This window comes from Amaricoccus tamworthensis, assembly GCF_049800875.1.
Taxonomy (GTDB): domain Bacteria; phylum Pseudomonadota; class Alphaproteobacteria; order Rhodobacterales; family Rhodobacteraceae; genus Amaricoccus; species Amaricoccus tamworthensis.
Genome location: NZ_JBNAFV010000002.1, coordinates 461,030 through 483,725, shown reverse-complemented (window position 1 = coordinate 483,725; position 22,696 = coordinate 461,030). Strand labels below are relative to the sequence as shown.

23 protein-coding genes are annotated in these 22,696 nt (G+C 61.4%); 11 read left to right on the top strand and 12 right to left on the bottom strand.

Annotated features, from left to right (window positions below; all coding sequences use genetic code 11):
• Positions 1–43 precede the first annotated feature (43 nt).
• Both ACP15P_RS06670 and ACP15P_RS06665 read left to right on the top strand, forming a co-directional pair.
• Positions 44–946, top strand: coding sequence for a LysR family transcriptional regulator (locus ACP15P_RS06670; protein WP_424927838.1), 903 nt, complete (start codon positions 44–46; stop codon positions 944–946).
• 179 nt (positions 947–1,125) lie between these two features.
• Entirely contained in the window at positions 1,126–1,521 is a 396-nt protein-coding gene (locus ACP15P_RS06665; protein WP_424927727.1) for a (R)-mandelonitrile lyase, read from the top strand.
• 45 nt (positions 1,522–1,566) lie between these two features.
• On the opposite strand, the gene ACP15P_RS06660 is transcribed toward ACP15P_RS06665, so the two are convergent.
• Positions 1,567–4,809 (bottom strand): hypothetical protein, encoded by a 3,243-nt coding sequence (locus ACP15P_RS06660; protein ID WP_424927726.1) that lies wholly within the window; start codon positions 4,807–4,809, stop codon positions 1,567–1,569.
• A gap of 2 nt (positions 4,810–4,811) precedes the next feature.
• Positions 4,812–5,078: a hypothetical protein gene (locus tag ACP15P_RS06655; protein WP_424927725.1), complete on the bottom strand. Its 267-nt coding sequence runs from the start codon at positions 5,076–5,078 to the stop codon at positions 4,812–4,814.
• A gap of 259 nt (positions 5,079–5,337) precedes the next feature.
• Here ACP15P_RS06655 and ACP15P_RS06650 point away from each other — a divergent pair, with 259 nt between their 5' ends.
• A complete protein-coding gene (locus ACP15P_RS06650) occupies positions 5,338–5,604 on the top strand; it encodes a hypothetical protein (RefSeq protein ID WP_424927724.1) in 267 nt (88 codons plus the stop codon).
• A 17-nt stretch (positions 5,605–5,621) separates the two neighbouring features.
• Entirely contained in the window at positions 5,622–6,080 is a 459-nt protein-coding gene (locus tag ACP15P_RS06645; RefSeq protein ID WP_424927723.1) for a thiol-disulfide oxidoreductase DCC family protein, read from the top strand.
• Positions 6,081–6,108: 28 nt separating this feature from the next.
• Here the strand turns inward: ACP15P_RS06645 and ACP15P_RS06640 are convergent, their stop codons facing one another.
• Both ACP15P_RS06640 and ACP15P_RS06635 read right to left on the bottom strand, forming a co-directional pair.
• Positions 6,109–6,924, bottom strand: coding sequence for a metallophosphoesterase (locus ACP15P_RS06640; protein ID WP_424927722.1), 816 nt, complete (start codon positions 6,922–6,924; stop codon positions 6,109–6,111).
• Between the two features lie 29 nt (positions 6,925–6,953).
• Positions 6,954–7,637: an HAD hydrolase-like protein gene (locus ACP15P_RS06635; protein ID WP_424927721.1), complete on the bottom strand. Its 684-nt coding sequence runs from the start codon at positions 7,635–7,637 to the stop codon at positions 6,954–6,956.
• A gap of 154 nt (positions 7,638–7,791) precedes the next feature.
• On the opposite strand from ACP15P_RS06635, the gene glmU reads away from it, so the two are divergent.
• Genes glmU through ACP15P_RS06620 form a run of 3 tightly spaced genes read left to right on the top strand, consistent with a single transcriptional unit; the run spans position 7,792 to position 11,707 of the window.
• The gene (glmU, locus tag ACP15P_RS06630) at positions 7,792–9,144 is read left to right on the top strand and encodes a bifunctional UDP-N-acetylglucosamine diphosphorylase/glucosamine-1-phosphate N-acetyltransferase GlmU (RefSeq protein ID WP_424927720.1); all 1,353 of its coding nucleotides are present in this window, start codon (positions 7,792–7,794) and stop codon (positions 9,142–9,144) included.
• Positions 9,144–10,964 carry a glutamine--fructose-6-phosphate transaminase (isomerizing) gene (gene glmS / locus ACP15P_RS06625; protein WP_424927719.1) on the top strand — a complete coding sequence of 607 codons (1,821 nt, stop codon included), beginning with the start codon at positions 9,144–9,146 and terminating at the stop codon, positions 10,962–10,964. The genes glmU and glmS overlap by 1 nt, the downstream gene beginning before the upstream one ends.
• Positions 10,961–11,707 (top strand): DNA alkylation repair protein, encoded by a 747-nt coding sequence (locus ACP15P_RS06620; protein WP_424927718.1) that lies wholly within the window; start codon positions 10,961–10,963, stop codon positions 11,705–11,707. Before glmS ends, ACP15P_RS06620 begins: the two co-directional genes overlap by 4 nt.
• Before the next feature lie 325 nt (positions 11,708–12,032).
• Here the strand turns inward: ACP15P_RS06620 and ACP15P_RS06615 are convergent, their stop codons facing one another.
• Positions 12,033–12,533: a hypothetical protein gene (locus tag ACP15P_RS06615; RefSeq protein WP_424927717.1), complete on the bottom strand. Its 501-nt coding sequence runs from the start codon at positions 12,531–12,533 to the stop codon at positions 12,033–12,035.
• A gap of 5 nt (positions 12,534–12,538) precedes the next feature.
• Complete coding sequence (locus ACP15P_RS06610; protein WP_424927716.1) at positions 12,539–12,871, bottom strand: hypothetical protein; 333 nt, start codon at positions 12,869–12,871, stop codon at positions 12,539–12,541.
• 331 nt (positions 12,872–13,202) lie between these two features.
• Between ACP15P_RS06610 and ACP15P_RS06605 the strand changes: the two genes are divergently transcribed.
• Positions 13,203–13,982, top strand: coding sequence for a transglutaminase-like domain-containing protein (locus ACP15P_RS06605; RefSeq protein ID WP_424927715.1), 780 nt, complete (start codon positions 13,203–13,205; stop codon positions 13,980–13,982).
• Positions 13,983–14,107: 125 nt separating this feature from the next.
• Here ACP15P_RS06605 and ACP15P_RS06600 read toward each other — a convergent pair whose 3' ends face one another.
• From ACP15P_RS06600 to ACP15P_RS06585, 4 genes are read right to left on the bottom strand one after another with little or no spacing between them, the layout of a single operon-like run.
• Positions 14,108–15,727, bottom strand: a complete 1,620-nt coding sequence (locus ACP15P_RS06600; protein ID WP_424927714.1) for an AMP-binding protein — start codon at positions 15,725–15,727, stop codon at positions 14,108–14,110.
• Between the two features lie 23 nt (positions 15,728–15,750).
• The gene (panB, locus tag ACP15P_RS06595) at positions 15,751–16,563 is read right to left on the bottom strand and encodes a 3-methyl-2-oxobutanoate hydroxymethyltransferase (RefSeq protein WP_424927713.1); all 813 of its coding nucleotides are present in this window, start codon (positions 16,561–16,563) and stop codon (positions 15,751–15,753) included.
• Positions 16,560–16,928: a pantoate--beta-alanine ligase gene (locus tag ACP15P_RS06590; protein WP_424927712.1), complete on the bottom strand. Its 369-nt coding sequence runs from the start codon at positions 16,926–16,928 to the stop codon at positions 16,560–16,562. The genes panB and ACP15P_RS06590 overlap by 4 nt, the downstream gene beginning before the upstream one ends.
• Positions 16,867–17,403, bottom strand: a complete 537-nt coding sequence (locus tag ACP15P_RS06585) for a 4-phosphopantoate--beta-alanine ligase (protein ID WP_424927711.1) — start codon at positions 17,401–17,403, stop codon at positions 16,867–16,869. The genes ACP15P_RS06590 and ACP15P_RS06585 overlap by 62 nt, the downstream gene beginning before the upstream one ends.
• A 199-nt stretch (positions 17,404–17,602) precedes the next feature.
• On the opposite strand from ACP15P_RS06585, the gene moaA reads away from it, so the two are divergent.
• Positions 17,603–18,607, top strand: a complete 1,005-nt coding sequence (gene moaA / locus ACP15P_RS06580; RefSeq protein ID WP_424927837.1) for a GTP 3',8-cyclase MoaA — start codon at positions 17,603–17,605, stop codon at positions 18,605–18,607.
• Here the strand turns inward: moaA and ACP15P_RS06575 are convergent.
• The gene (locus ACP15P_RS06575) at positions 18,604–19,515 is read right to left on the bottom strand and encodes a DMT family transporter (protein ID WP_424927710.1); all 912 of its coding nucleotides are present in this window, start codon (positions 19,513–19,515) and stop codon (positions 18,604–18,606) included. The genes moaA and ACP15P_RS06575 overlap by 4 nt on opposite strands.
• 175 nt (positions 19,516–19,690) lie before the next feature.
• Between ACP15P_RS06575 and hisB the strand changes: the two genes are divergently transcribed.
• Both hisB and hisH read left to right on the top strand, forming a co-directional pair.
• A complete protein-coding gene (hisB, locus tag ACP15P_RS06570; protein ID WP_424927709.1) occupies positions 19,691–20,281 on the top strand; it encodes an imidazoleglycerol-phosphate dehydratase HisB in 591 nt (196 codons plus the stop codon).
• Entirely contained in the window at positions 20,278–20,919 is a 642-nt protein-coding gene (hisH, locus tag ACP15P_RS06565) for an imidazole glycerol phosphate synthase subunit HisH (RefSeq protein WP_424927708.1), read from the top strand. The genes hisB and hisH overlap by 4 nt, the downstream gene beginning before the upstream one ends.
• A gap of 13 nt (positions 20,920–20,932) precedes the next feature.
• Here hisH and ACP15P_RS06560 read toward each other — a convergent pair whose 3' ends face one another.
• Positions 20,933–22,561, bottom strand: coding sequence for an alpha-glucosidase family protein (locus ACP15P_RS06560; RefSeq protein WP_424927707.1), 1,629 nt, complete (start codon positions 22,559–22,561; stop codon positions 20,933–20,935).
• Between the last annotated feature and the right edge of the window lie 135 nt (positions 22,562–22,696).

The following is a 22,696-nucleotide window of genomic DNA, read 5'->3' as shown; positions in this document are numbered from 1 at the left end:
ATTTCAGAAGTCATAATTCGGGTAGGCGGAACAATGATCGAGCATCTGCGCCACATGGCGATCTTCGCGCGTCGTCGACGAGGGCTCCTTTCGGGCCGCCGCGAAGGCCATCGGCCTCGCCCCGTCGCGGGTGAGCGAAACCGTGTCGGAGCTTGAGACGTATCTCGGCGTCACGCTCCTCTACCGCACCACGCGCCGCATCGCCCTGACCAACGAGGGGCGCATGTTCTACGTTCGCGTTACCGAAATGCTGCGCAGCGCCGAAACCGGCCTCAACGAGTTGAATGCCCTGTCGCTCGAACCCGTCGGCGCCCTGCGCGTCTCCATGCCCGCCTTCATGTCCTCATCGGCGCTCGCCACGGCCATGGCCGAATTCACCCGCCGCCACCCCCAGGTCGCGCTCTCCCTCACCTTCACCGACGCCCGCACCGATCTGCTGGAGGACGGGTTCGACGTGAACATCCGCGTCGGGTGGCTCGATGACAGCTCAATGATGTCCCGCAAACTGGGCGAGAGCGACCGGGCGCTTGTTGCGGGAACCGGATACGCCGCCACACGCCCGCGCCCCACGCACCCCTCCGATATGGAGGACTGGGACTGGCTGCGCTACAGACACCGCTCCGAATACACCACGCTCTACGGCCCCGATGGCGGTTCGGAAAAAGTCCTGGGCCAGGCGCGGCTGGAGGTCGACAGCGTCGACGCGCTCTATCACTTCACACTGCAAAACCTCGGCGCCACCGTCCTGCCCGAGCATCTCGCGGCACGCGGCGAGGCCGAGGGCAAACTCACCCGCCTCCTGCCCGGCTGGCGTCTGCTCCCGTTAGGCTACTTCGCCGTCTGGCCGGACACCTCCCGCCGCGAGAGCCTCACCCTGCTCTTCGTACGCTTCATCTCCGAATGGCACAGCGCCGCCGCCAATCCCATTCCTGATCACAGGTCATGACCACCACGTCCGCAAACGGTCGATCAAAAGCCGCAGTGCCGGGTGCATCTTGCCTTTTACGCCGGATGGCCCAGTGTGTTCTCAGCCATGCCCGTAGCGCGCGACGTCCTTGAGAACCGCGCCGACTGAAAATTTGCGGCGGGGTCTGTCCCCCGCCACACCATAAGAGGAAACCGCCCATGAAAATCACCCGAGCCGGCAGCACGCCGTCAAACCCCGGCCCCGCGGACTGGTTCACCGGAACCGTGCGCATCGACCCAATGTTCCAGGCCGAGGACCCCGGCCGCACCAGCGGCGCGCATGTCACCTTTGAGCCCGGCGCCCGCACGGCGTGGCACACCCACCCGGCCGGGCAGGCCCTCATCATCACGTTTGGCCGCGGCCGCGTCCAGCGCGAGTGCGGCCCGGTGGAGGAGGTCACAGCGGGCGACGTCGTTTTCTTCCCCGCCGGCGAAAAACACTGGCACGGCGCCTCGCCTGACACCGCCATGTGCCACTACGCCATCCAGGAAGCCATCGATGGCACCCCCGTCACCTGGCTCGAGAAAGTCTCCGACGCCGACTACAACGGATGACACTGCGGCGCGGTGCGCAAACACCGCCCCATGACCGGGCCACACCTAAACCAGCAGCACATCAAACGCCCCGGTCACGTCCAGGTCGGCGCTTTCGTCCACGTTGAACGTAAACACATCCCGGTTGCCCGGCGAGTTGTAGACCCGCATGTCAAAGACAATATCGCCACCGGAGATCGAGACGCTGTCATTGTTCTCAAAACTCTGCGTCTGCAGGTCCGAGAAGATGAACCCGTCCGCCTCGATCCGGCCGTCGAATATTGCCGTGTTCAACCGGCTTGTCGCCGTCACCGTGACCTCGTCGCCATTCCGGTCGATCGTGAGCAGCCCCGGAAAATTCGTCGGCGGGTCTACGGGCGGATCGTCGGGATCGTCCGGCGGGTCCACCGGCGGGTCGTCGGGATCATCGGGCGGATCACCCGGATCAACCGGCACGCTGTCGATCACCACATCAAACGCCCCAGTCACATCGAGCGTGGCATTGGCATCGACGTTGAAGCTGAAGACATCCCGGTTGCCCGGCGAGTTATAGACCCGCATGTTGAAAACAATGTCACCGCCGGAGATCGAGACGCTGTCATTATTCTCAAAACTCTGCGTCTGAAGATTCGAGAACCCAAACCCGTCCGCCTCAATCCGACCCTGAAATATCGCCGTATTCAGCCGGCTGGTCGCCGTCACCGTCACCTCATTGCCATCGCGGTCAATCGTCAGCAGGCCCGGGAAGTTCGTCGGTGGATCAACGGGCGGATCATCCGGATCGTCCGGCGGATCAACGGGGGGATCAGCGGGATCATCAGGCGGGTCCACTGGCGGGTCGTCCGGATCATCGGGCGGATCACCCGGATCCACCGGCACGCTGTCGATCACAACATCAAACGCCCCGGTCACGTCCAGCGTGGCATTCGCGTCGACGTTAAATGAAAACACATCCCGGTTGTTCGGCGAATTATAGACCCGCATATCAAAGACAATATCGCCCCCGACGATGGCCACGCTGTCATTGTTCTCAAAACTCTGCGTCTGCAGGTTCGAGAACCCAAATCCATCCGTCTCAATCCGGCCATCAAATATCGCCGTATTCAGCCGGCTCGTCGCCGTCACCGTCACCTGATTGCCGTTCCGGTCAATCGTCAGCAGGCCCGGGAAGTTCGTCGGCGGATCGACGGGCGGATCATCCGGATCGTCCGGCGGGTCCACCGGCGGGTCATCCGGATCATCGGGCGGATCACCCGGATCGACCGGAACGCTGTCGATCACCACGTCGAACGCCCCCGTCACATCCAGCGTGGCATTCGCTTCGACGTTGAACGAAAACACATCCCGGTTGTTCGGCGAGTTATACACCCGCATGTCAAAGACAATATCGCCTCCGACAATCGCGACGCTGTCATTATTCTCAAAACTCTGCGTCTGCAGGTTCGAGAACCCAAACCCGTCCGCCTCGATCCGGCCATCAAAGATCGCCGTATTCAACCGGCTCGTCGCGGTCACCGTCACCTGGTTTCCGTTCCGGTCAATGGTCAGCAGCCCTGGAAAATTCGTCGGCGGATCGACGGGGGGATCGTCCGGATCATCCGGCACGTCAAAGCCGAAATCCGCCGCATCCAGCGACCCGGCCGCCACACCAGCCACGCGGATCTGCCCGCCCTGATAGCTCACCAGCGCGTCACCACCGCTCGGCGTGATGGTCAGGGCCGCAAAAGACCCCACGCCTACCTCAATCGTGTCCTGACCTTTGACAAAATCCCGGATCACGTCACTGCCGTCACCGGTCGCAAAGCGGAACACGTCATTCCCCGGCCCGCCGGTCAGATCATCACTGCCCGTGCCACCGTCGATTGTGTCGTCGTCCGCCCCGCCGAAAATCGTGTCATCGCCTGCACGGCCCAGCAGGGTGTCATCGCCGCCATTGCCGAACATGCGGTTATTCTGGAAAAACGCCGAGCCCGCCCCGGCCAGCCCCGCGGCATGCAGGTCATCGCCCGGACCGCCCACATAGGTCTGATGCCCCGAAGTGCTCAGCGGCGCTTCCAGATTGCCCGTGACCGTCGTCACGGCCGAGCCCGACGAGACGTTGATCTCAATCGTCCCGATCTCAACCGCGCCGCCCACAACCGTATCCACCGCCTGGCTCGATGGCAGATGCCCCTGCCAGACCCGGTCGGAGGTGTTGTTATTGTCGTTCCGGATCGTAAACTCCCGCCCCACAATCCGGTCGGGCGTGACCTCAAACGTCATGAAATACGGGTTGGTCTGGTTCCCCAGCTCGGCCATGTTGTTGGCGCCATGGCTGATCTGAACAATGCCGCTGTCGTCATCCACGACAGTGGTGGTCGCGTGCACCTCCCCGTTCAGATACGCCCTGACCTTCCCGCCATTATTCGAGCCATGGGACTGCAAAGCCTGCCAAAACGCGGAGTTCTCCCCGTCCTCAAACGTCATCCGGCTCGACCGCACCGCATTCACCGGCGTCAGAACCGGCACATGCCCCTGAACCACAACATGATCCACCGACGCATCGGCATCCGCGGCATTGAGAACATTGCGGATCCACTGCAGATGCGTCCCGTCAACCGACGCCTCCACCCCGCCATTCGCCAGACCGCCACCGGCCGAGTATTTGAAAACATCCACCGTCAGGAACAGAACGTTTTTGTTCTGATAGACGTAGGAGCCCTCATCATACTGACCGCTGCCCTGCGGCGCGAAGGTCGATACCCCGTTCCAGGTCGCCGCAAGGCCGAGCGGATCGACCATGTGCTCGCCAAACGCCTCCTTCATCGCGGGCACGGCATTGGTCCGCTGCCCGGCCGGCCAGTTGTTGTCGCCGATCTCATGGTCCCCAATGGCCGCCACAATGGTGTTGACGCCCGCCTCCTCCCAAAGCTTGAGCTGCCACGAGGTAAACGATGCCGACGCACGGTGCAGCGTCTCGTTCAGCGTCGCCCCACCGAACAGGGCCTCGACATTCTGGTCGTGCTGCTCCCAGGACCAGCGCGAAAACGCGAGATCCCCCGCAATGGCCACCAGGTCCGGGTTCCCCCCCGCCGCATTGACCATCAGTTCGGTATTGGTCTTCCACACCTGCGCCAGCGCCGCGTTCATCGCGTTCGGCCCACCCGGCGTCCAGTTGGGCGCAGCGACCAGGCCATCGGCATAGTCTACCGAATTTCCACCAAACACCGCCGCAATCGACGCATCCTGACCACCCGACAGATCCGCATAATCCGCGTTAAAAAGGTCAGGAACGCTGATAAAACTCCACGGAGCGTCCTCGTTTTCCATGATTAATCCACTTTCACGTCAATACGGGCAAAGCCGACACCGACCGACAGGGCACCCCACACCCCGCGGACACCACCGGTTCCACGCCTCACCACTGTTGAAAATTCAGGGCAGGTTTTCGGGTTAAACACCTTCGAATAATAAAAAATTCCGGCCTGGAGCATACGGGCAAGCCCGCGATCGACCATGCCTGCAAAGCCCGCCAACCTGCGTCCGGACCCCGCGTCGTCACCAATAGAAAAATCTTTCCAACTATGGGAAACCCTCATGCCGGACACCCGGTCCGCATGAAACACCCCTCTGAGACTCATCACTCAACCGCTGAAAATGTTCCACCCAATTCTTAGTATTGCACAATAAAGACAAATTTTTAATACATTTTTTACGACAACCTCATCTGTCGCATTAAGACCAATACCTGCCCCAACTCCGCATAACGTGCAGTTGAGTTCAGTACACGTTTCCTTGAGCCCCGTGATCCAGGACACCCATACCCCCGTATTCTTCCCATCAACAATGGAGGTAACCATGTCTGCACAGAACGTGATCAAGACCGCCTGGGACGGGGTCATGAACGAGAAGAAAAACCCCCTGCAAAACCTTCCGCTGATGACCGCGCACATGATGATGCAGGTCCTCGCCTGGATGTGGAGCATCATCTTCGCGCTCGCATTCAGCAGTTATTTTGTTTTCGGTGTTTCCGTGGTAGGCCACGCCCTGATCCTCAGCGGCATCTTCGCGACCCTCGCGGTGTTCCGCGAAGCCGAACGCAACCGCACCACTGACAACGCCTGAACCGGACAGCAGCCTGAATGGTCAATCCAACCGAACATCCCCGCGCGCAATCGCTAGAACAGCCCGGCGCGGAGCCGCCCGACGGACCAACGGTCTACTACGATGGCTCCTGCCCGCTTTGCTCGGTCGAGATTGACCACTACGCCTCACGCGACGGTGCCGAGAAGCTCCGGTTTGTAGACGTCTCGCACAGCGATGCCGATCCGGGCGCGGGCCTGAACCGCACCGACGCGATGGCCCGCTTCCACGTGCGCCAGCCCGACGGCAAACTTCTCTCCGGCGCACGCGCCTTTGTCGCGGTCTGGGACACGCTCCCCGGCTGGAAATGGGCCGCGCGCCTCGCCAAAATCCCGGGCGTCACGCCGGTGCTGGAGTTGGCCTACCGCGCATTCCTGCCCTTCCGGCCGTTTCTCGCCAGAACCCTCGGCAAACGTCTGAAAGCCGCACAGGCCCGTGGCGGGTCCGCCTCAAACTGACCCGTCGCACACCGCGCCGCGCGACAGTTCAGTTATCCGGATCCCACCGGAAAAACTCCGCCGGGAGCAGGTCATTGCCATCCACGAAATTCTCGTGATGCACCACAATCCCCTCCGGGCTGGTCAAAACCACCGCCATCTGCGCGGGACCGGCCCTGCGGGGAATGTCGGGGATCGGCCCCTTCAGGCTCGGGTGGATCGTATAGTGACTGCCCGCAATCGTCGTGAATGGAATGCCCAGCCACACTCCGGCCGTCGACAGGTGCACATGCCCGCTGATGATCTGGCGAACATTGCCATAGCGCGTCAGAATCTCCGCCAGCCGCTCCTTCTGCGTGAAGCTGATGAAATCAAGCGGCGTGCCCACATTGGCAATCCCGTGATGGGACACCACCACAACCGGCGTCTCCCTCACCTCCGCAAGCCGCGCATCGAGCCACTCGAACTGCACGTCCGACATCTCGCCCGCATCGTCACCGACCTTGAGCGTGTCGAGCACAATCACCCGGCACCCGTCCAGGTCCAGCACATGATCGATCCGCCCCGTCTCTTCGTTCACATGCTGCGGATACACCTCCGCAAACAGCGCCCGGTCATCGTGATTGCCCATGGTCGGATATGACGGCATCGCCAGCCGGTCCGTCCCGCCCTTCAGAACGTCATACGCCCCCCGCGCCGCATCATCAGCCAGGTCCCCGGCAAAGACGCAGAACGCGGCATCGGGATGGGTTTCGTTGATATGGTCCACCGCCTGATGCAATCTCTTGGCCGGGTTCAGAGTACAGCTCAATTCCTCCGGGTCCGGCACAAGATGAAGGTCGGACACGACAATAAATTTAGGCATCACGGCAATCCAGGTTCGTCAAAAAGCACTTATGCGCTCCGGCGTGCCGCAGGCACCAGGCCCTCCAGCACATCCGGAAGCTCGGAATAACTGTCAACTATGGCCTCCGGGTTAAGATCCGCAACCGCCCGTCCCTCCGGCCCAAACCCAACCAGCACACAGGGCACCTCCGCCCGCCGCGCTGTTTCCCGGTCCGTCACCGTATCGCCAATCAGAACACTCGCCTCACGCCGCCCCCCGGCCCGCGCCACGGTTTCAAGCAGATGCGTGGGATCGGGCTTGCGCACCGGCAGCGTATCGGCCCCCAGCATCGCCCTGAACCGCTGCCCCAGTCCCAGCCGCTCCAGCAGATCGAGCGCCAGCGCCTCGGGCTTGTTCGTACAGACCGCCAAAATCCAGCCCCGCGCCTCCAGCGCGTCGAGCGTCCCCTCAACCCCGTCATAAAGCCTGGTATGCACACTGATTTTGTCGCGATACGCATCAAGCAGAACCGGGTAGAGCGTCTCAACCTGCCCCGCCATTTCCGGATGTTCCAGCCGCGTCAGACCCGCCGTCAGCATCGCCCGCCCCCCGGCAAAAGCGATCTTCGCATCACTCAGAGGATCCAGCTCAACCCCGTGCCCCCCATGGGCCAGCGCCGCATTCGCCGCCGCAATCAGGTCGGCGGAGGTATCCGCCAGTGTCCCGTCCAGATCGAAAACGGCCGTTCGCATGAAAACCCTCTCAAAATCCGCGTTACCGCTTAACCACATACGGACACGTTTTGAAACAGAAACTGATCCATGCGCTCTTTTGATTGCCGCGGGGCGCTGTTAACTGTCGTGACACTGATTTGACGCGTTAACCATTAAACGGAGTACACGACACATGCCAACAGCCGTAGTAATTCTGGCCGCGGGCCAGGGCACGCGCATGCAGTCGGACACCCCCAAAGTCCTCCACACCCTCGCGGGCGCCCCCCTCGTCGCCCACGCGATGGCCTCCGCCCGAACCCTCGACGCCGAACGCACCATCGTCGTCACCGGCCATGGCGGCGAGGCCGTCACCGCCGCAGTCCACGAGATCGACCCCGACGCCCAAACCGTCACCCAGGAGGAGCAACTCGGCACCGGCCATGCCCTCCTGCAATGCCTCGACGCGCTCGACGGTTTCGACGGCGACGTGCTCGTCCTCTACGGCGACACGCCCCTTATCCGCCAGGAAACCCTTGAGGCCATGCTGGAGGCCCGCGCCACAGGCACCGGCGTCATCGTCCTCGGCTTCCACGCCGCCAACCCCACCGGCTACGGCCGCCTCATTCGCGACCCGAATGGCGCGCTGCTGGAGATCGTCGAGGAAAAAGAGGCCAGCGACCTCCAGAAAGCCGAGACCTTCTGCAACTCCGGCGTGATCGCCGCGGACGCAAACCTTCTGCGCACCCTCCTGCCGCGCATCTCCAACGACAACGCCAAGGGCGAGTACTACCTCACCGACATCGTGGGCCTCGCCCGCGCCGATGGCCATTCCGCCACCGCCGTAGAATGCGACGAGGCCGAGACCCTTGGCGTCAACTCCCGCATCGACCTCGCCGCCGCCGAGCGCGCCTTCCAGTTCCGCGCCCGCATCGAGGCCATGGAAAACGGCGCCACTCTCACCGACCCCGACACGGTATTCTTCGCCCAGGACACAATCATCGGCCGCGACGTCACCATCGGCCCCAACGTGGTCTTCGGCCCCGACGTGACAATCGAGAGCGGCGTCAACATCCACCCCTTCTGCCACCTCGAAGGCTGCCATGTCAGCCGCGGCGCCGTCATCGGCCCCTTCGCCCGCCTCCGCCCCGGTGCGGAGCTGTCGGAAAACACCCGCGTCGGCAATTTCGTGGAAATCAAAAACGCCACCATCGCCGAAAACACCAAGGTCAATCACCTCAGCTACATAGGCGATGCCACGCTCGGCTCCGGCACCAATATCGGCGCGGGCACCATTACCTGCAACTATGACGGTGTTTTCAAACACCGCACCTCCATCGGCGACAACGTCTTCGTGGGCTCCAACTCCGCCCTCGTCGCCCCCGTCACTGTTGGCAACGCGGCCCTGATCGCGGCGGGCTCCACCATCACCGACGACGTCCCCGCCGGTGCCCTCGCGCTGGCCCGCTCCCGCCAGAGCACCAAAGGCGGCATCGGCAAACGCCTCATGGACCGCCTGAAATCCCTCAAGCACGGGACGCGCCACTAATGTGCGGCATCGTAGGAATTCTCGGAAAACACCAGGTCGCCCCTCTCATGGTCGAGGCGCTCAAGCGCCTCGAATACCGCGGCTATGACAGCGCGGGCATCGCCACGCTTGACGACGGCACCCTCGACCGCCGCCGCGCCACGGGCAAGCTCATCAACCTCTCCGACCTTCTGGTCACCGAACCGCTCGCGGGCCTCTCCGGCATCGGCCACACCCGCTGGGCCACCCACGGCAAACCCACCCAGGCCAATGCCCACCCCCACCAGGCGGGCCGCGTCGCCGTGGTCCATAACGGCATCATCGAAAATTTCAGCACCCTGCGCGCGGAGCTTGAGGCCGGGGGCGCAACCTTCCAGACCGAAACCGACACCGAAGTCGTTGTCCACCTCTGCGACAGCCACCTGCGCGCGGGCAAAACCCCGCTGGAGGCCGCCCGCCTGACGCTCGCGCGTCTGCACGGCGCCTTCGCGCTTGTCTTCCTCTTTGCAGGCCAGGACGACCTCCTGATCGCCGCCCGCCGCGGCTCACCGCTGGCCATCGGCTATGGCGAGGGCGAGGCATTCGTGGGCTCCGACGCGCTGGCACTCGCCCCGCTCACCAACCGCATCGCCTATCTCGAGGAAGGCGACCACGCCGTCGTCACCCGCAACGTCATCACCGTCTACGACGAAACGGATGCAGAGGTGGAGCGCAAGATCGAAACGACCGACCTCGACCACCTGCTGGTCGACAAGGGCCGCTACAAACACTTCATGGCCAAGGAGATCCACGAGCAGCCTGCCGTCCTCGCAGACGCGCTGGCCCGCTACACCGATCCCTCCACCGGCCGCATCGACATGGAAACGGGCCTCGACGTTTCCCGCTTCGACCGCGTCGTCCTTGTGGCCTGCGGCACCGCCCACTACGCCTGTCATGTGGCGAAATACTGGTTCGAGGACCTGCTGCGCCTGCCGGTGGAAATCGAGGTCGCCTCCGAATTCCGCTACCGCGAACCACCGCTGAACGAGCGCACACTGGGCATTTTTGTCAGCCAGTCCGGCGAGACCGCCGACACGCTCGCGGCCCTGCGCTATGTGCGCGCCCAGGGCGGCATGATCGTCTCCATGGTCAATGTCGACAGCTCCACCATCGCCCGCGAAAGCGACCTGGCCCTGCCCATTCTGGCCGGTCCCGAGATCGGCGTGGCCTCCACCAAAGCCTTCGCCTGTCAGCTTTTGACGCTGGCCGCCTTCGCCATCTCCACCGCCTCCCGTCGCGGCACCATCACAGGCGACCGCGAGGCCGAACTCGTCCGCGCCCTGCGCACCCTGCCCGAACTCGTCACCCGCGCCCTCGACCTGGAACCAACCATTGCCGATCTCAGCCGGGAGGTCGCCAAAGCCACCGACGTTCTGTTTCTGGGCCGCGGCACCATGTACCCCATAGCGCTGGAAGGTGCACTGAAACTAAAGGAAATCAGCTACATCCACGCCGAAGGTTACGCATCAGGCGAACTCAAACATGGCCCCATCGCACTTGTGGATGAATTCGTCCCTGTGGTCGTCCTCGCCCCCTCCGGCAATCTCCACGACAAATCAATGTCCAACATGGAAGAGGTCATGGCCCGCGACGGAAAGGTTCTGCTGGTCACCGACAGCGACGGCGCCAAAGCCGCCACCGGGGAGCCCTGGGCCGCACTGGAACTGCCCGACTGCGCCCCCATCGTGGCCCCCATCCTCTACGCCATCCCGATGCAGCTGCTCTCCTACCACTGCGCCCTGCAAAAAGGCACCGATGTCGACCAGCCCCGCAACCTCGCCAAATCCGTCACTGTCGAATGACCACCCCGGACGAGGCCATTGCCCGGCTCCGCGCCGCCGCCACCCCGGAAAACGCGGCGGGCATGGCCGACTATCACAAGGCCCCGCGCGAGTATCTCGGCTGCGCCATGCCCGACCTCGACCCGCTGGTGAAATCCTGGCGGACGGAGGCAAGCGTTGAGGAACGCATCGCCCTTGCCGCCGGTCTCTGGGACAGCAACATCCACGAGGCGATGATCGCGGCCAGCAAGCTTCTGACCCAGGCCCGCATCCCCGACCATGAGGAGGAGGTCTGGCAGGAATTTCTCCGCTGGGTGCCCGCGTTCGACGCCTGGGCCATCGCCGACCACGCCTGCAATGTCGGCAGCCGCCGCCTCACCGCGCATCCCCACCGCATTGAAACCGTCGAGGCCTGGACAACCTCGCCCGACAAATGGACCCGCCGCGCCGCGCTGGTGGTCACCCTGCCTTATGCCAAACTGACGCACCCAGCCCCGGAAGACCGCGCCATCCGCACCCGCATCCTCACCTGGGCCGAGGCCTACGTCCCCGATCCCGACTGGTTTATCCAGAAATCCATCGCCTGGTGGCTCCGTACCCTCTCCGTCCGCGAACCCCAAACCGTTCTCGATTTCATCGCCGGCCCCGGCCAGGGAATGAAGGCTTTCGCCCGCAAGGACGCGGTGCGGAAAATTCGCGGTATTTCCTGCCGCCCTCCTCAACCATCTCAGGCACTACCACCGAAAACAAACGGCCCACTGTGATGGAATAGAGCACACGGCTACCCGGCATGCGGAGGTCGCTGGAAACAGCGCGGACAAGGCACTACTTTTGTTTTGCGGCCTGGCACCAATAAAAATTTTTGTACAATTATGCTAAACGTATTGGTACACATTCAGCCTGATTTTTCTAATTCTCCGGCGTACTTGCATCTCTCCTTTTAAGCGCGGTCCAACAGCGAAATTAGTATAACTGGATATTGCCAAGATTTTTTGGAGAAAATTTAGATCATATTCGGCAGGCTGACAAAGCCGACAAGACCCTCGATCCTGTCAGTACCAAAAGACAAGTCCCATCCAGCGTCAGACGCTAACGCGAAAAATCGATAGGGCCTAGCCCACGCGACCGGCGGTATCCATTTATGGCGAACTCGATGTCGGCTTGTGTTTTAAGCCGACTAGGCTGGTATCGCAGAGCGTCTTGATAGGCTGCAAACCTGACGCGTTCGTAACTACCGATGACCGTACCAATCAACAGCATAATGGAGAAAGCGATGACGGCCGTCGCAGCGATCGGCACTTCTGCTTCCGATTTGGTGATGACGTACAACGCCACCGCTCCTATAAGACTCAATGATGCGGGCAATACCTGTCCGACAGCGACATTACGGCTCGCGCCTGTAATCATTCCAGTAACCAATGCCAGTAAACCGAAAACGAACGCAACCAGGCAGAGTAATGGCAGCCGCTCAATCTTTTTTCTGGTTATCTTTGCTGCAATCAACAGTATCAAAAATAAGATGAACGAAAAACTCGCGGCTAACAATGCTGTGACGAATCCTCGCTCTAGACTCGAAATGATATCATCCAAATACACTAGCTTTGCCTCTCGGAATTACCTAGAATGCCAGGGATATCCTTGAATTCCTCCATCTCAAAAAGATCTTGTGGTGCTTGATAAGCCTCCCAGCCTTCCACGTCATCGTTAAAATCGTAGGGCACGGAAGGAAACAAGCATGCATACAACAGATCGCCTTCTGTTGGCGTGAGGGTTTCGCCGGTCGCGTTCTTTTTTTCGACTTGCGAGCAATCCTCTTCCGACGGATCATCTATTATAGGCGGATTACTTTCAGCAAAACCTGCGCCTGTTTCCGAGAGAAGAACCAAAGTACATAGCGGTACAAAAAGCTGACGATCAAAGTTTAACAAGGCTAATTCCACCTAGTTATGATAATTTCTGAGTTTACCACATGACTGGCGTCAATACCACGTACTTATGATCGCAATCGCCTCGATTGCTTTCAAATCATTGAAGCCAACATTGAAACAGGCGGCCTGAACTGGCCCACGCCAAAAAAGCCAATGCCGACAAAGCCGCGGGAACCGGTCCCCGCCGGCGGAGTTCTCATCCCAAACCACGCAATGGATGATTGACATTATCCGCCCCGTGACCCACACGACCTCAACTCGGCTGCCCGGATGAACCGTCACCAGCCCGACCCGCAAAATCCCGGAATTTTCAGCCCGCAAAGGCATTTCAATGATCCTCGATATTGCTGTAGACCTCGACTACGAAATGCCCGAACCGACCGACCTGATCCTCCAGATCGAGGCGGCGTTTCTGCCCGACCAGCAGGTCTGGAACCCCGGCATCAGCATGAACGCCACCGAGCATTTCAACCGCATCGAGGGCGAGGATGGCATCGGCGAGCGTATCATGCTGCGCACCACCGGAAACTACAGCTGCTCCTACCGCGCCCGCGTAGAAATCAACCGCACCGAACAGGCGATCGAGCCGCTGGAATTCGTACCAATCCACCAGCTGCCCAGCGACGCGGTCCGCTACCTCATGCCGTCCCGCTACTGCCCCTCCGACCAGATGCAGAGCTTCGTCGCCGCCGAATTCGGCGACAGCATGGGCGGCGAGCGCATCGCCGCGATGCGCGACTGGATCAACACCCGCTACCAGTACGTCCCCGGCTCCAGCGGCCCGCAGACCACGGCCATCGACACCTTCATCCAGCGCCAGGGTGTCTGCCGCGACTTCGCCCATGTCCTGATCGCTCTGGCCCGCGCCTCCGCCATCCCCGCCCGCTTCGTCAGCGTCTATGCCCCTTACGTCGACCCTCAGGATTTCCATGCGGTGGTCGAGGTGTATCTCGGCGGATCGTGGCACCTGATCGACGCGACCGGCATGGCCCGCGCCAATCAGATCGTGCGCATCGGTGTCGGTCAGGACGCGGCCGAGGTGCCGTTCCTGAGCAGCTTCGGACCGGCCTTCCTGCAGACCCAGACCGTCAACGTGAACGTGGTCGGATAACGCACATTTGCCGCACAATTTCGGCCAGATTCGGCAAAACCCCGTGCAATCTGTGCCATTTGACTCACAATCTGTGCCACTTCGCTGTCAATCTGCGCCACTTCGGACACAAACTGGGACAAAAATCACCCGTCCCGCAGCGCCCGGCGCTGGATTTTCCCCGTCGCCGTCAGAGGCAGCGTCTCAACAAACTCCAGATGCCTTGGCGCAACATGCGGCGAGACCCGCACCCGCACCCGCTCTACCAGCTCGTCGCGCAGCGTCTTACTGCCAATACCCTGTTTTAAAACGATAAATGCCTTCACGGCTTCCGTACGCACCTCATCCGGAACGCCCACAACAGCAGCCATCGCAACCTGCGGATGCCCCACCAGGCAGTCCTCAATCTCCCCAGGCCCAATCCGGTACCCCGAGGACGTGATCACATCATCCGTCCGCGACCGGAACGTCACATACCCGTCCGCATCCATCTCTCCCTCATCACCGGTGAGCATCCAGTCACCAATGAATTTTTCCTGCGTTTTCAGTGTATTATTCCAGTACTTCAGGAACATCACCGGGTTCGGCGCCCGCACCGCGATCTCCCCAACCGTGTCCGGCGGCAGCACCTCACCCTCTTCCGACAGGATCGCAACCTCATGTCCAGGCGCCGCTTTTCCCGCCGATCCCGGCTTCACCGGCATCAGATCCGCGCAGTTCGCGAGCACCACATTGCATTCGGTCTGCCCGTAGAACTCGTTGATAGTTATACCAAAAACCTCCCGACCCCAGTCGAGAAGCTCCGCACCCAATGCCTCCCCGGCCGAGGCCACGGACCGAAGCCCCGGAATACTCTCAATTCCCGCCTGCCGCATCAGCTTGAGCGCCGTCGGTGGCAGAAACGTGTTCCGCACCCCGGTTTTCCGCATCAATTCAACGGCTTGCACCGGATCGAACTTCGCCATCCGATGCGCCACCACCGGCACCCCAAGATACAGCCCGGGCAGCAGAACATTCGTTAAACCACCCATCCAGGCCCAGTCCGCCGGCGTCCAGAGACAGTCGCCCTCCTGCCCTAACCCACTGTGCGCCAACGAAATTCCTGGCATGTGCCCCAGCAGAACCCGGTGCCCGTGCAGCGCCCCCTTGGGCGGTCCGGTGGTGCCGGAGGTGTAACTGATGAACGCCGGATCATCCGGCCCGGTCTCGACAATCGGACACTCATCCTCCGCCTTGCCGAGCTTCTGCCAGAACCCGTCAACCCCGGCCTCGCGCACGTCGATCGAATAAATCGTTTCAAGATCAGGGAGTTGCGCGCGGATCGACATAACCTTCGGCAGGTTCGCAGCATCCGTGACCATGGCCTTCGCCCCGGAATCGCCCAGCCGAAACAGGAGCCCGTCTTCCCCGAACAGGGTGAACAGCGGCACGACAATCGCGCCCAGACGATACGCCGCCAGATGCGTAAGCGCGGTCTCCGGCGTCTGTGGCAAAAGAACGGCCACCCTGTCACCCCGGCCAATTCCGTGTGATTTCAGTGCGTTGGCCAGACGCCGTGAGGCCCGCGCCAACTGGCCATAGGTATAGTCACGCTCACTGCCATCGGGCCTGACATAGCGCAGCGCCAGCCGCTCCGGCTCCGTCCGCGCCCAGGCGTCGCAGCAGACCTCCGCGATATTGAACCGCTCCGGCACGTCCCAGCGAAACGCAGCCTGCATGTCCTCCCAGGACCGTCCGTCCGCCGTAAGCCTCTGACCTGACGTCATTTTATCTCCACCACAAGCGGCACTCATCCGTAGGTTTCATCCTCGCCCGGAAACGCGCGACCACGCACATCGGCCGCATAGCGCGACACCGCGTCATCGATCATGGGGCCGAGATCGGAATACACCCGCACGAATTTCGGCGTCCATTCATTCAGACCGAGCATGTCCTCCAGAACCAAAATCTGCCCGTCACAGTCAACTGAAGCCCCTATCCCTATGGTAGGAATGGATATTTCCCGCGTGATCCGGGAGGCCAGTTTCTCCACCATACCCTCCAGCACCACCGCGAACGCCCCGGCATCCGCGACCGCATGGGCATCGGCCACGTGGGCATCCCAGCTGTCCTCATCGCGGCCCTGCGTTTTGAAACCGCCCATGACGTGGCTCGACTGCGGCGTCAGGCCGATATGCGCCATAACCGGAATGCCTCTTTGCACAAGGAAATCAATGGTTTCCGCCATGCGGGCGCCGCCTTCCAGCTTCACGGCTCCGCATCCGGTTTCCTTCATGATGGTCGCGGCATTTCGGAACGCCACATTGGGGCTTTCCTCATAGGTGCCGAACGGCATGTCCACCACCACCAGCGCCTTCCGCGTGCCGCGCACCACCGCTTTCCCGTGCATGATCATCAGGTCCATCGGCACGCCCACCGTGCTCTCCATCCCGTGCATCACCATGCCCAGACTGTCGCCCACCAGGATGAAATCCGCGTGGCGGTCCACGATGGCGGCGGTATGGGCGTGGTAGGAGGTCAGGGAGACAATCGGCTCACCGCCCTTGCGGGCCCGGATCTGTGGCACCGTGGTTCGGCGGATGGATTTTATCTGTTTACTCATGGGGTTACCTCCCGTTGATCGATGAGAAGAACGTCGCCGAACATGGCGGACACCATAATGCCCACCATGCCGTTTGGGCGCCCCTCCACCGGTTCGAACGTCGCCGCGTCCACAACGTCGATGGCCTGCAACCGAGCGAGTGGCTCCGCCCCTATGCGCTCCCGAATGACCCGCCGCACGGCATCGCGGTCCGCACCGCCACGAATTACACCCTCCGCTTCCGTAAGCGCCGCGTTCAGCACCCCCGCCGCCCGCCTCTGCTCCGGGGTGAGCCGCACGTTCCGCGATGACAGGGCCAGCCCGTCAGCGTCCCGGACCGTTTCCACGCCACGGATCTCCACCGGGATATGGAGGTCGCTCACCATACGCCGGATCACCGCAAGCTGCTGGTAGTCCTTTTTTTCCGAAATAGGCGCGATGGGGTTGGACGATATTGAACAGACGCGTGACGACAGTGGTCACACCACGGAAGTGACCCGGCCGAACCTCGCCGTGTAACATATTGGCAAGTCTGGTTGTTTCCACAATCGTCTCATCCCCGGGCGGATAGATTACAGACACGTCCGGCAGGAATACGGCTTCAACACCGGCCTGTTCCAGCGTGGTCAAATCCGCATCAAGGGTGTTGGGGTATTTGTCGAAATCCTCCGGATCGCCAAACTGGGTCGGGTTCACGAAGATTGAAGCCGCTACGCTGGCATTCTCGCGAACCGCCAGTTCAACCAGGGCCATATGGCCCGCGTGGAGTGCTCCCATGGTCGGCACGAACCCCAGATCACCACGGCTTTTCAGATCGGCCGCCACCTGACGCATGTCAGCTATGGTTTTGCAAACCCGCAATTTTTTGGCCCCCCGGCTTTTCGCACGCGTCGATACCCGATGAGGCACCCCGCCTCAAGACATTTTGTGATTCAAATGGCGTAGGCCACGCAACAAACGGTCGATCAGATAGGAACTCCACAGAGTCCGCACATCTTGTCAAAGCACGCTGCGGCACATAGGTTTGAGCAAAGAAATTGGGGGGCCCAAATTGACTGACATGCCACGGCTTGTAGACCCGTTTCAGCGAACGGTGGATTACCTGCGGATATCCGTGACGGACCGCTGCGATTTCCGCTGCGTCTACTGCATGTCGGAACATATGGAATTTCTGCCGAAAAAAGAGCTTCTTACGCTCGAGGAGCTTAACCGGATCTGCTCGACATTCATTGGGCTTGGCGTGAAGAAGCTGCGCATCACCGGCGGCGAGCCGCTGGTTCGGCGCGGTATCATGACGTTCTTCCGCTCCATGTCCCGGCATCTGGACTCGGGCGCGCTGAAGGAACTCACGCTGACCACAAACGGCAGTCAGCTGCGTCGCTTCGCCACGGAACTCTACGACTGCGGCGTGCGGCGCGTGAACCTGTCCATGGACACGCTCGACCCGCAGCGCTTTCGCGACATCACCCGCTGGGGCCGGTTCGACCAGGTCATGGATGGCATCGACGCAGCGGTTGAGGCCGGGCTGAAGGTCAAGATCAACGCGGTGGCCCTCAAGGGCGTCAATGACGACGAAATCCATACGATGGTCGAATGGTGCGGCGCGCGCGGCCACGACCTGACCTTTATCGAGGTCATGCCCATGGGCGATCTCGGCAACGAGGACCGGCTGGACCAGTATTATTCGCTTAAGGATCTGCGCCGCGATCTGGAGACGAAATGGACGCTGACTAACACCACCGACCGCACCGGTGGCCCGGCGCGTTATGTACGGGTCGAGGAAACCGGCGGTCGTGTCGGATTTATCACGCCGCTGACGCATAACTTCTGTGAGAGCTGCAACCGCGTGCGGCTGACCTGCACGGGGCAGCTGTTCATGTGTCTGGGTCAGGAGGATGAGGCGGATCTGCGCACCGTGGCCCGCAACAATCCCGACGATGACGCACCGCTGATCGAGGCGATTCACGCGGCAATTGCGCGCAAGCCCAAGGGCCATGACTTCGATTACAGCCGCCAGACCGTGTCGGGCCAGGTCACCCGTCACATGAGCCACACGGGCGGCTAAACACGCCCTGCGGCGGCCCTAGCTGCCGCTCTCGCCCGCCGTCCGGCGACCTGTTCGCGGTAAATCACGTAGAGCCCCGCCCCGATCGTTATGGCAATGCCCAGAGCGGCAAGTCCGTTGGGGAGATCGCCAAAAACCATCCAGCCCACGAGCGTCGCGAACGGAATTTCCAGGTACTGCATCGGGGCGACCGTAGCGGCGGGCGCGTAGCGCAGTGACATTGTCATGAAAAGATGCGCGGCTGAGCCAAGGACGCCCGCCACGAGGATCAGCATTCCGTCACGGGCGGTCGGAATATTCATTGAAAACCCGTCCCATCCGAGCGAGTTCCCAATGAGCATCAGCGGCAGAAGCACCACGGTAACCTGAACCCCGCCGAAGACCTGCATCGTCATCGGGTCGACCTCCTGCGAAATCAGACGGGTGACCAGCATAAACAGCGCAAAGCCCAGCGCGACAACGAGCGGCAGGAGAGCCACCGCACCGACCTCCGCGAAGCTGGGCTGGACGACCAGCAGCGTGCCGATGAAGCCAACACCACAGGCTGCGATCCGCCGGGGGCCGATTTCCTCATTGAGGAACCACCAGCTGAGCAGCAGCATGATGAACGGCATAACAAACGCGATGGCCACGGTATCGGCCAGTGGCATGTACTGCAGCGCCGAGAACATCGCGAACATCGCCGTACAGTGAAGAAACGACCGCAGCGACAGAAGCCAAAACACCCGACGCGTCATGGTCATGGACGACCCCGCCCACCACACCACCGGCGCCAGAAGCCCGGCCTGGACGACGAAACGCGCGAGGATCAGGAGGACAAGCGACACCGTTCCGCCGAGGAGTTTGGCAATGGCATCCGACAGCGGAACCACGGCACAAAATCCCAGCATCATGATGATACCAAGCATGGGGCGATCATTTTTCATGCGCGGACGCTAGGACTTTGCCGTGACCTGCGCAATCCCGGATATGTTGCTTCTTCGGACAAATCTGGATTGTCCCCTGCTGCCCCGTGGCCGGCACTCGACAAACATCCGCGTGCGGGTATAACGCGGGGCAGACACAAGCCGGGATTTCATCAGGATGCGTACAGCCGAAGTAAGCCGCAAAACCGCGGAAACGGATCTGTTTGTGAAGATCGACCTCGATGGCAGCGGAAAATCCGACTGCCGGACGGGTGTTGGTTTCTTCGACCACATGCTCGACCAGATCGCGCGCCACGCGATGGTTGACCTCGAGATCCGTGCGACCGGCGATCTGCATATTGATGACCACCACACGGTTGAGGATGTGGGGATTGCGCTCGGGCGGTCCATCGCGCAGGCTCTTGGCGACAAGAAAGGCATCCGGCGTTATGGCTCCTGCCTGCTTGCGATGGATGAGGCCCTGGTGCGCTGTGCGCTGGATTTGAGCGGACGGCCGTTCCTCGTGTGGAAAGTGGAACACCCGACCCCCAAGATCGGCACGTTTGACACGGAGCTGGTGCGGGAGTTCTTCACGGCGGTCGCCATGAATGGGGGCATCACGCTGAACCTCAACCGGCTGGATGGCGAAAACAGTCATCACATTGCGGAAGCGACGTTCAAATCGTTTGCGCGGGCGCTGCGTGTGGCGGTGGAGCCCGACCCGCGCGCCACTGGCATTCCGTCGACCAAGGGCACGCTGAGCGAATGATCTGCGCGATTATTGATTACGAGAGCGGGAACCTGCACTCGGCCGAGAAAAGCTTTCAGCGCATGGCGAATGAAACCGGTGTCGGGCGGATCGTCGTGACCTCCGACCCTGTGGAAGTCTTGCGCGCGGACCGTATTGTGCTTCCCGGTGTGGGGGCGTTTGCGGACTGCCGTGAGGGGCTCTTTGCGCGGGAAGGTCTGTTTGAGGCGATTGAGACGCGGGTCATTCGGGATGGCGTACCGTTCCTCGGTATCTGCGTCGGTCAGCAGATGATGGCGACCTGGGGGCGCGAGCATGGCATTGACTGCCGCGGTTTCGACTGGATCCCCGGAGAGGTCGTCGCAATTGAGACCGGCGACCCGACGCTAAAGGTTCCGCATATGGGCTGGAACGCGCTGGTGAACTGCGCCAGCCATCCGGTGCTGGATGGCATTAAGGACGGGGATCACGCCTATTTTGTGCATTCCTACCACCTGAAAGCGGACAATCCGGAGCATGTACTGGGACAGGTGAAACACGGGCGCGCGATCACCGCAATGGTGGGACGTGACAACCTGATCGGGACGCAGTTCCATCCGGAAAAGAGCCAGCAGACCGGCCTGCGGCTGATTGGCAATTTCCTGAGCTGGAAGCCCTGAGCCCGACGCGGGCTCAGGCGGAGCGGATGGCTGCGTCTTCCTGCGCGTCGAAATACCCAAATCCGTTCGGGCCGAGTATCAACGACCCCTCACCGGTTTTTGCGGCCTGAACCGGTGCATTCGGCATAAGGTTCAGACCCTCGATTTCCAGGTCGATCTCAAGCGGTGACAGGTTCAGGACAACCGCCGTGCGGGTCGCGTCCGTCGAGCGGATAAAGGCCAATACCGGTTCCTCGGTTTCCAGAAACCGGATATCGCCCGTGATCAGTTCCGGACGGGATTTGCGGAACCGCATCATCTCCCGGTAGAACGCAAGGCTGCCATTTGGGTCGGCCTCAACACTGTCCACGCTCCGCGCCAGTTGTGGTGGTTTGACCGGAAGCCAGGGTTTGACCTCGGAGAAGCCGCCATGCGGTTTGTCGGCCTCCCACGGGATCGGTGTGCGGCAGCCGTCCCGTCCCTTGTAGTCGGGCCAGAAACGGATGCCGGGCGGGTCGGTGAGTTCCTCAAATTCCAGTGCGGTCTCCGTCAGCCCAAGCTCCTCGCCCTGGTAGAGACAGACCGAGCCGCGCAGAGAGAGCAGCAACGCCAGAGCCTGTTTGACCAGCCCATCATGTGTATCGGCGTTCTCCGCCCAGCGGGTGGCATGGCGGACCACGTCATGGTTGGAAAAACTCCAGCAGGGCCAGCCATCCGAAGCTCTGTTGAAAAAGCGGGTTACCAGCGACCGGAAATGGCCGGCGGAATAATCCGGACCAAGCATGTCAAAGGAGTACGCCATGTGAAGTTTGTCACCGCCGGAGGTGTAATCACCCATGATACCCATTGACCGCTCACGCGTGTCGCCAACCTCTCCGACCAGGGTGCGACCGTCATATTCATCAACCAGAGCGCGAATGCGTTTCAGGAACCCGATGTTTTCAGGCCGAGTCTTGGAGTAGAGATGCTCCTGCATCTCGTAGGTATTGACAGGCGGCCAGTCATCGTCCGGTTTTGCCGGCGGGTTCGAGCGCAGCCCGGTGTCGTGGAAATAATAGTTCACGGTGTCGAGGCGAAACCCATCCACACCACGGTCCAGCCAGAAGCGCATCACGTCGAGCAGGGCGTCCTGAACTTCCGGCTCGTGGAAATTCAGGTCAGGCTGTGATGTCAGGAAATTGTGCAGGTAATACTGTCGCCTCGTTGCATCCCATTCCCAGGCGGAACCGCCAAACACGGAAACCCAGTTGTTGGGCGGCGAGCCATCCGGGTTTGCATCAGCCCAGACATACCAGTTGGCTTTGGGGTTGGTCCTGTCCCGCAGGCTCTCCTGAAACCAGGGGTGCCGGTCGGAGGAATGGCTGATCACCTGATCGACGATCACCTTCAGACCAAGTTCGTGGGCCCGGTCCAGCAGCGCGTCGAAATCCGCAAGCGTGCCGAACAGCGGGTCGATGCCCGTATAATCGGATACGTCGTAACCCATATCGGCCATGGGTGACGTAAACACCGGCGAAAGCCAGACAGCGTCCACGCCGAGACCCGCGATGTGTTCAAGCCGGCGGGTGATACCCGGAATATCGCCGATGCCGTCGCCGTCCGTATCCTGAAAGGATCTCGGGTAAACCTGGTAGGTTACACTGCCCCGCCACCAGTCACTCATGCCATCGCCTCCGGTTTGCCTCTAATCCCTGCTATGCGCCCCCGCGCTGCATGGTCAATGGGCACGTGCCGCGTGATGCGGGCGCACAGGGCAATTATTTTGCCCAACCGGCGGAAAACAGCACGGTTTTCGGAA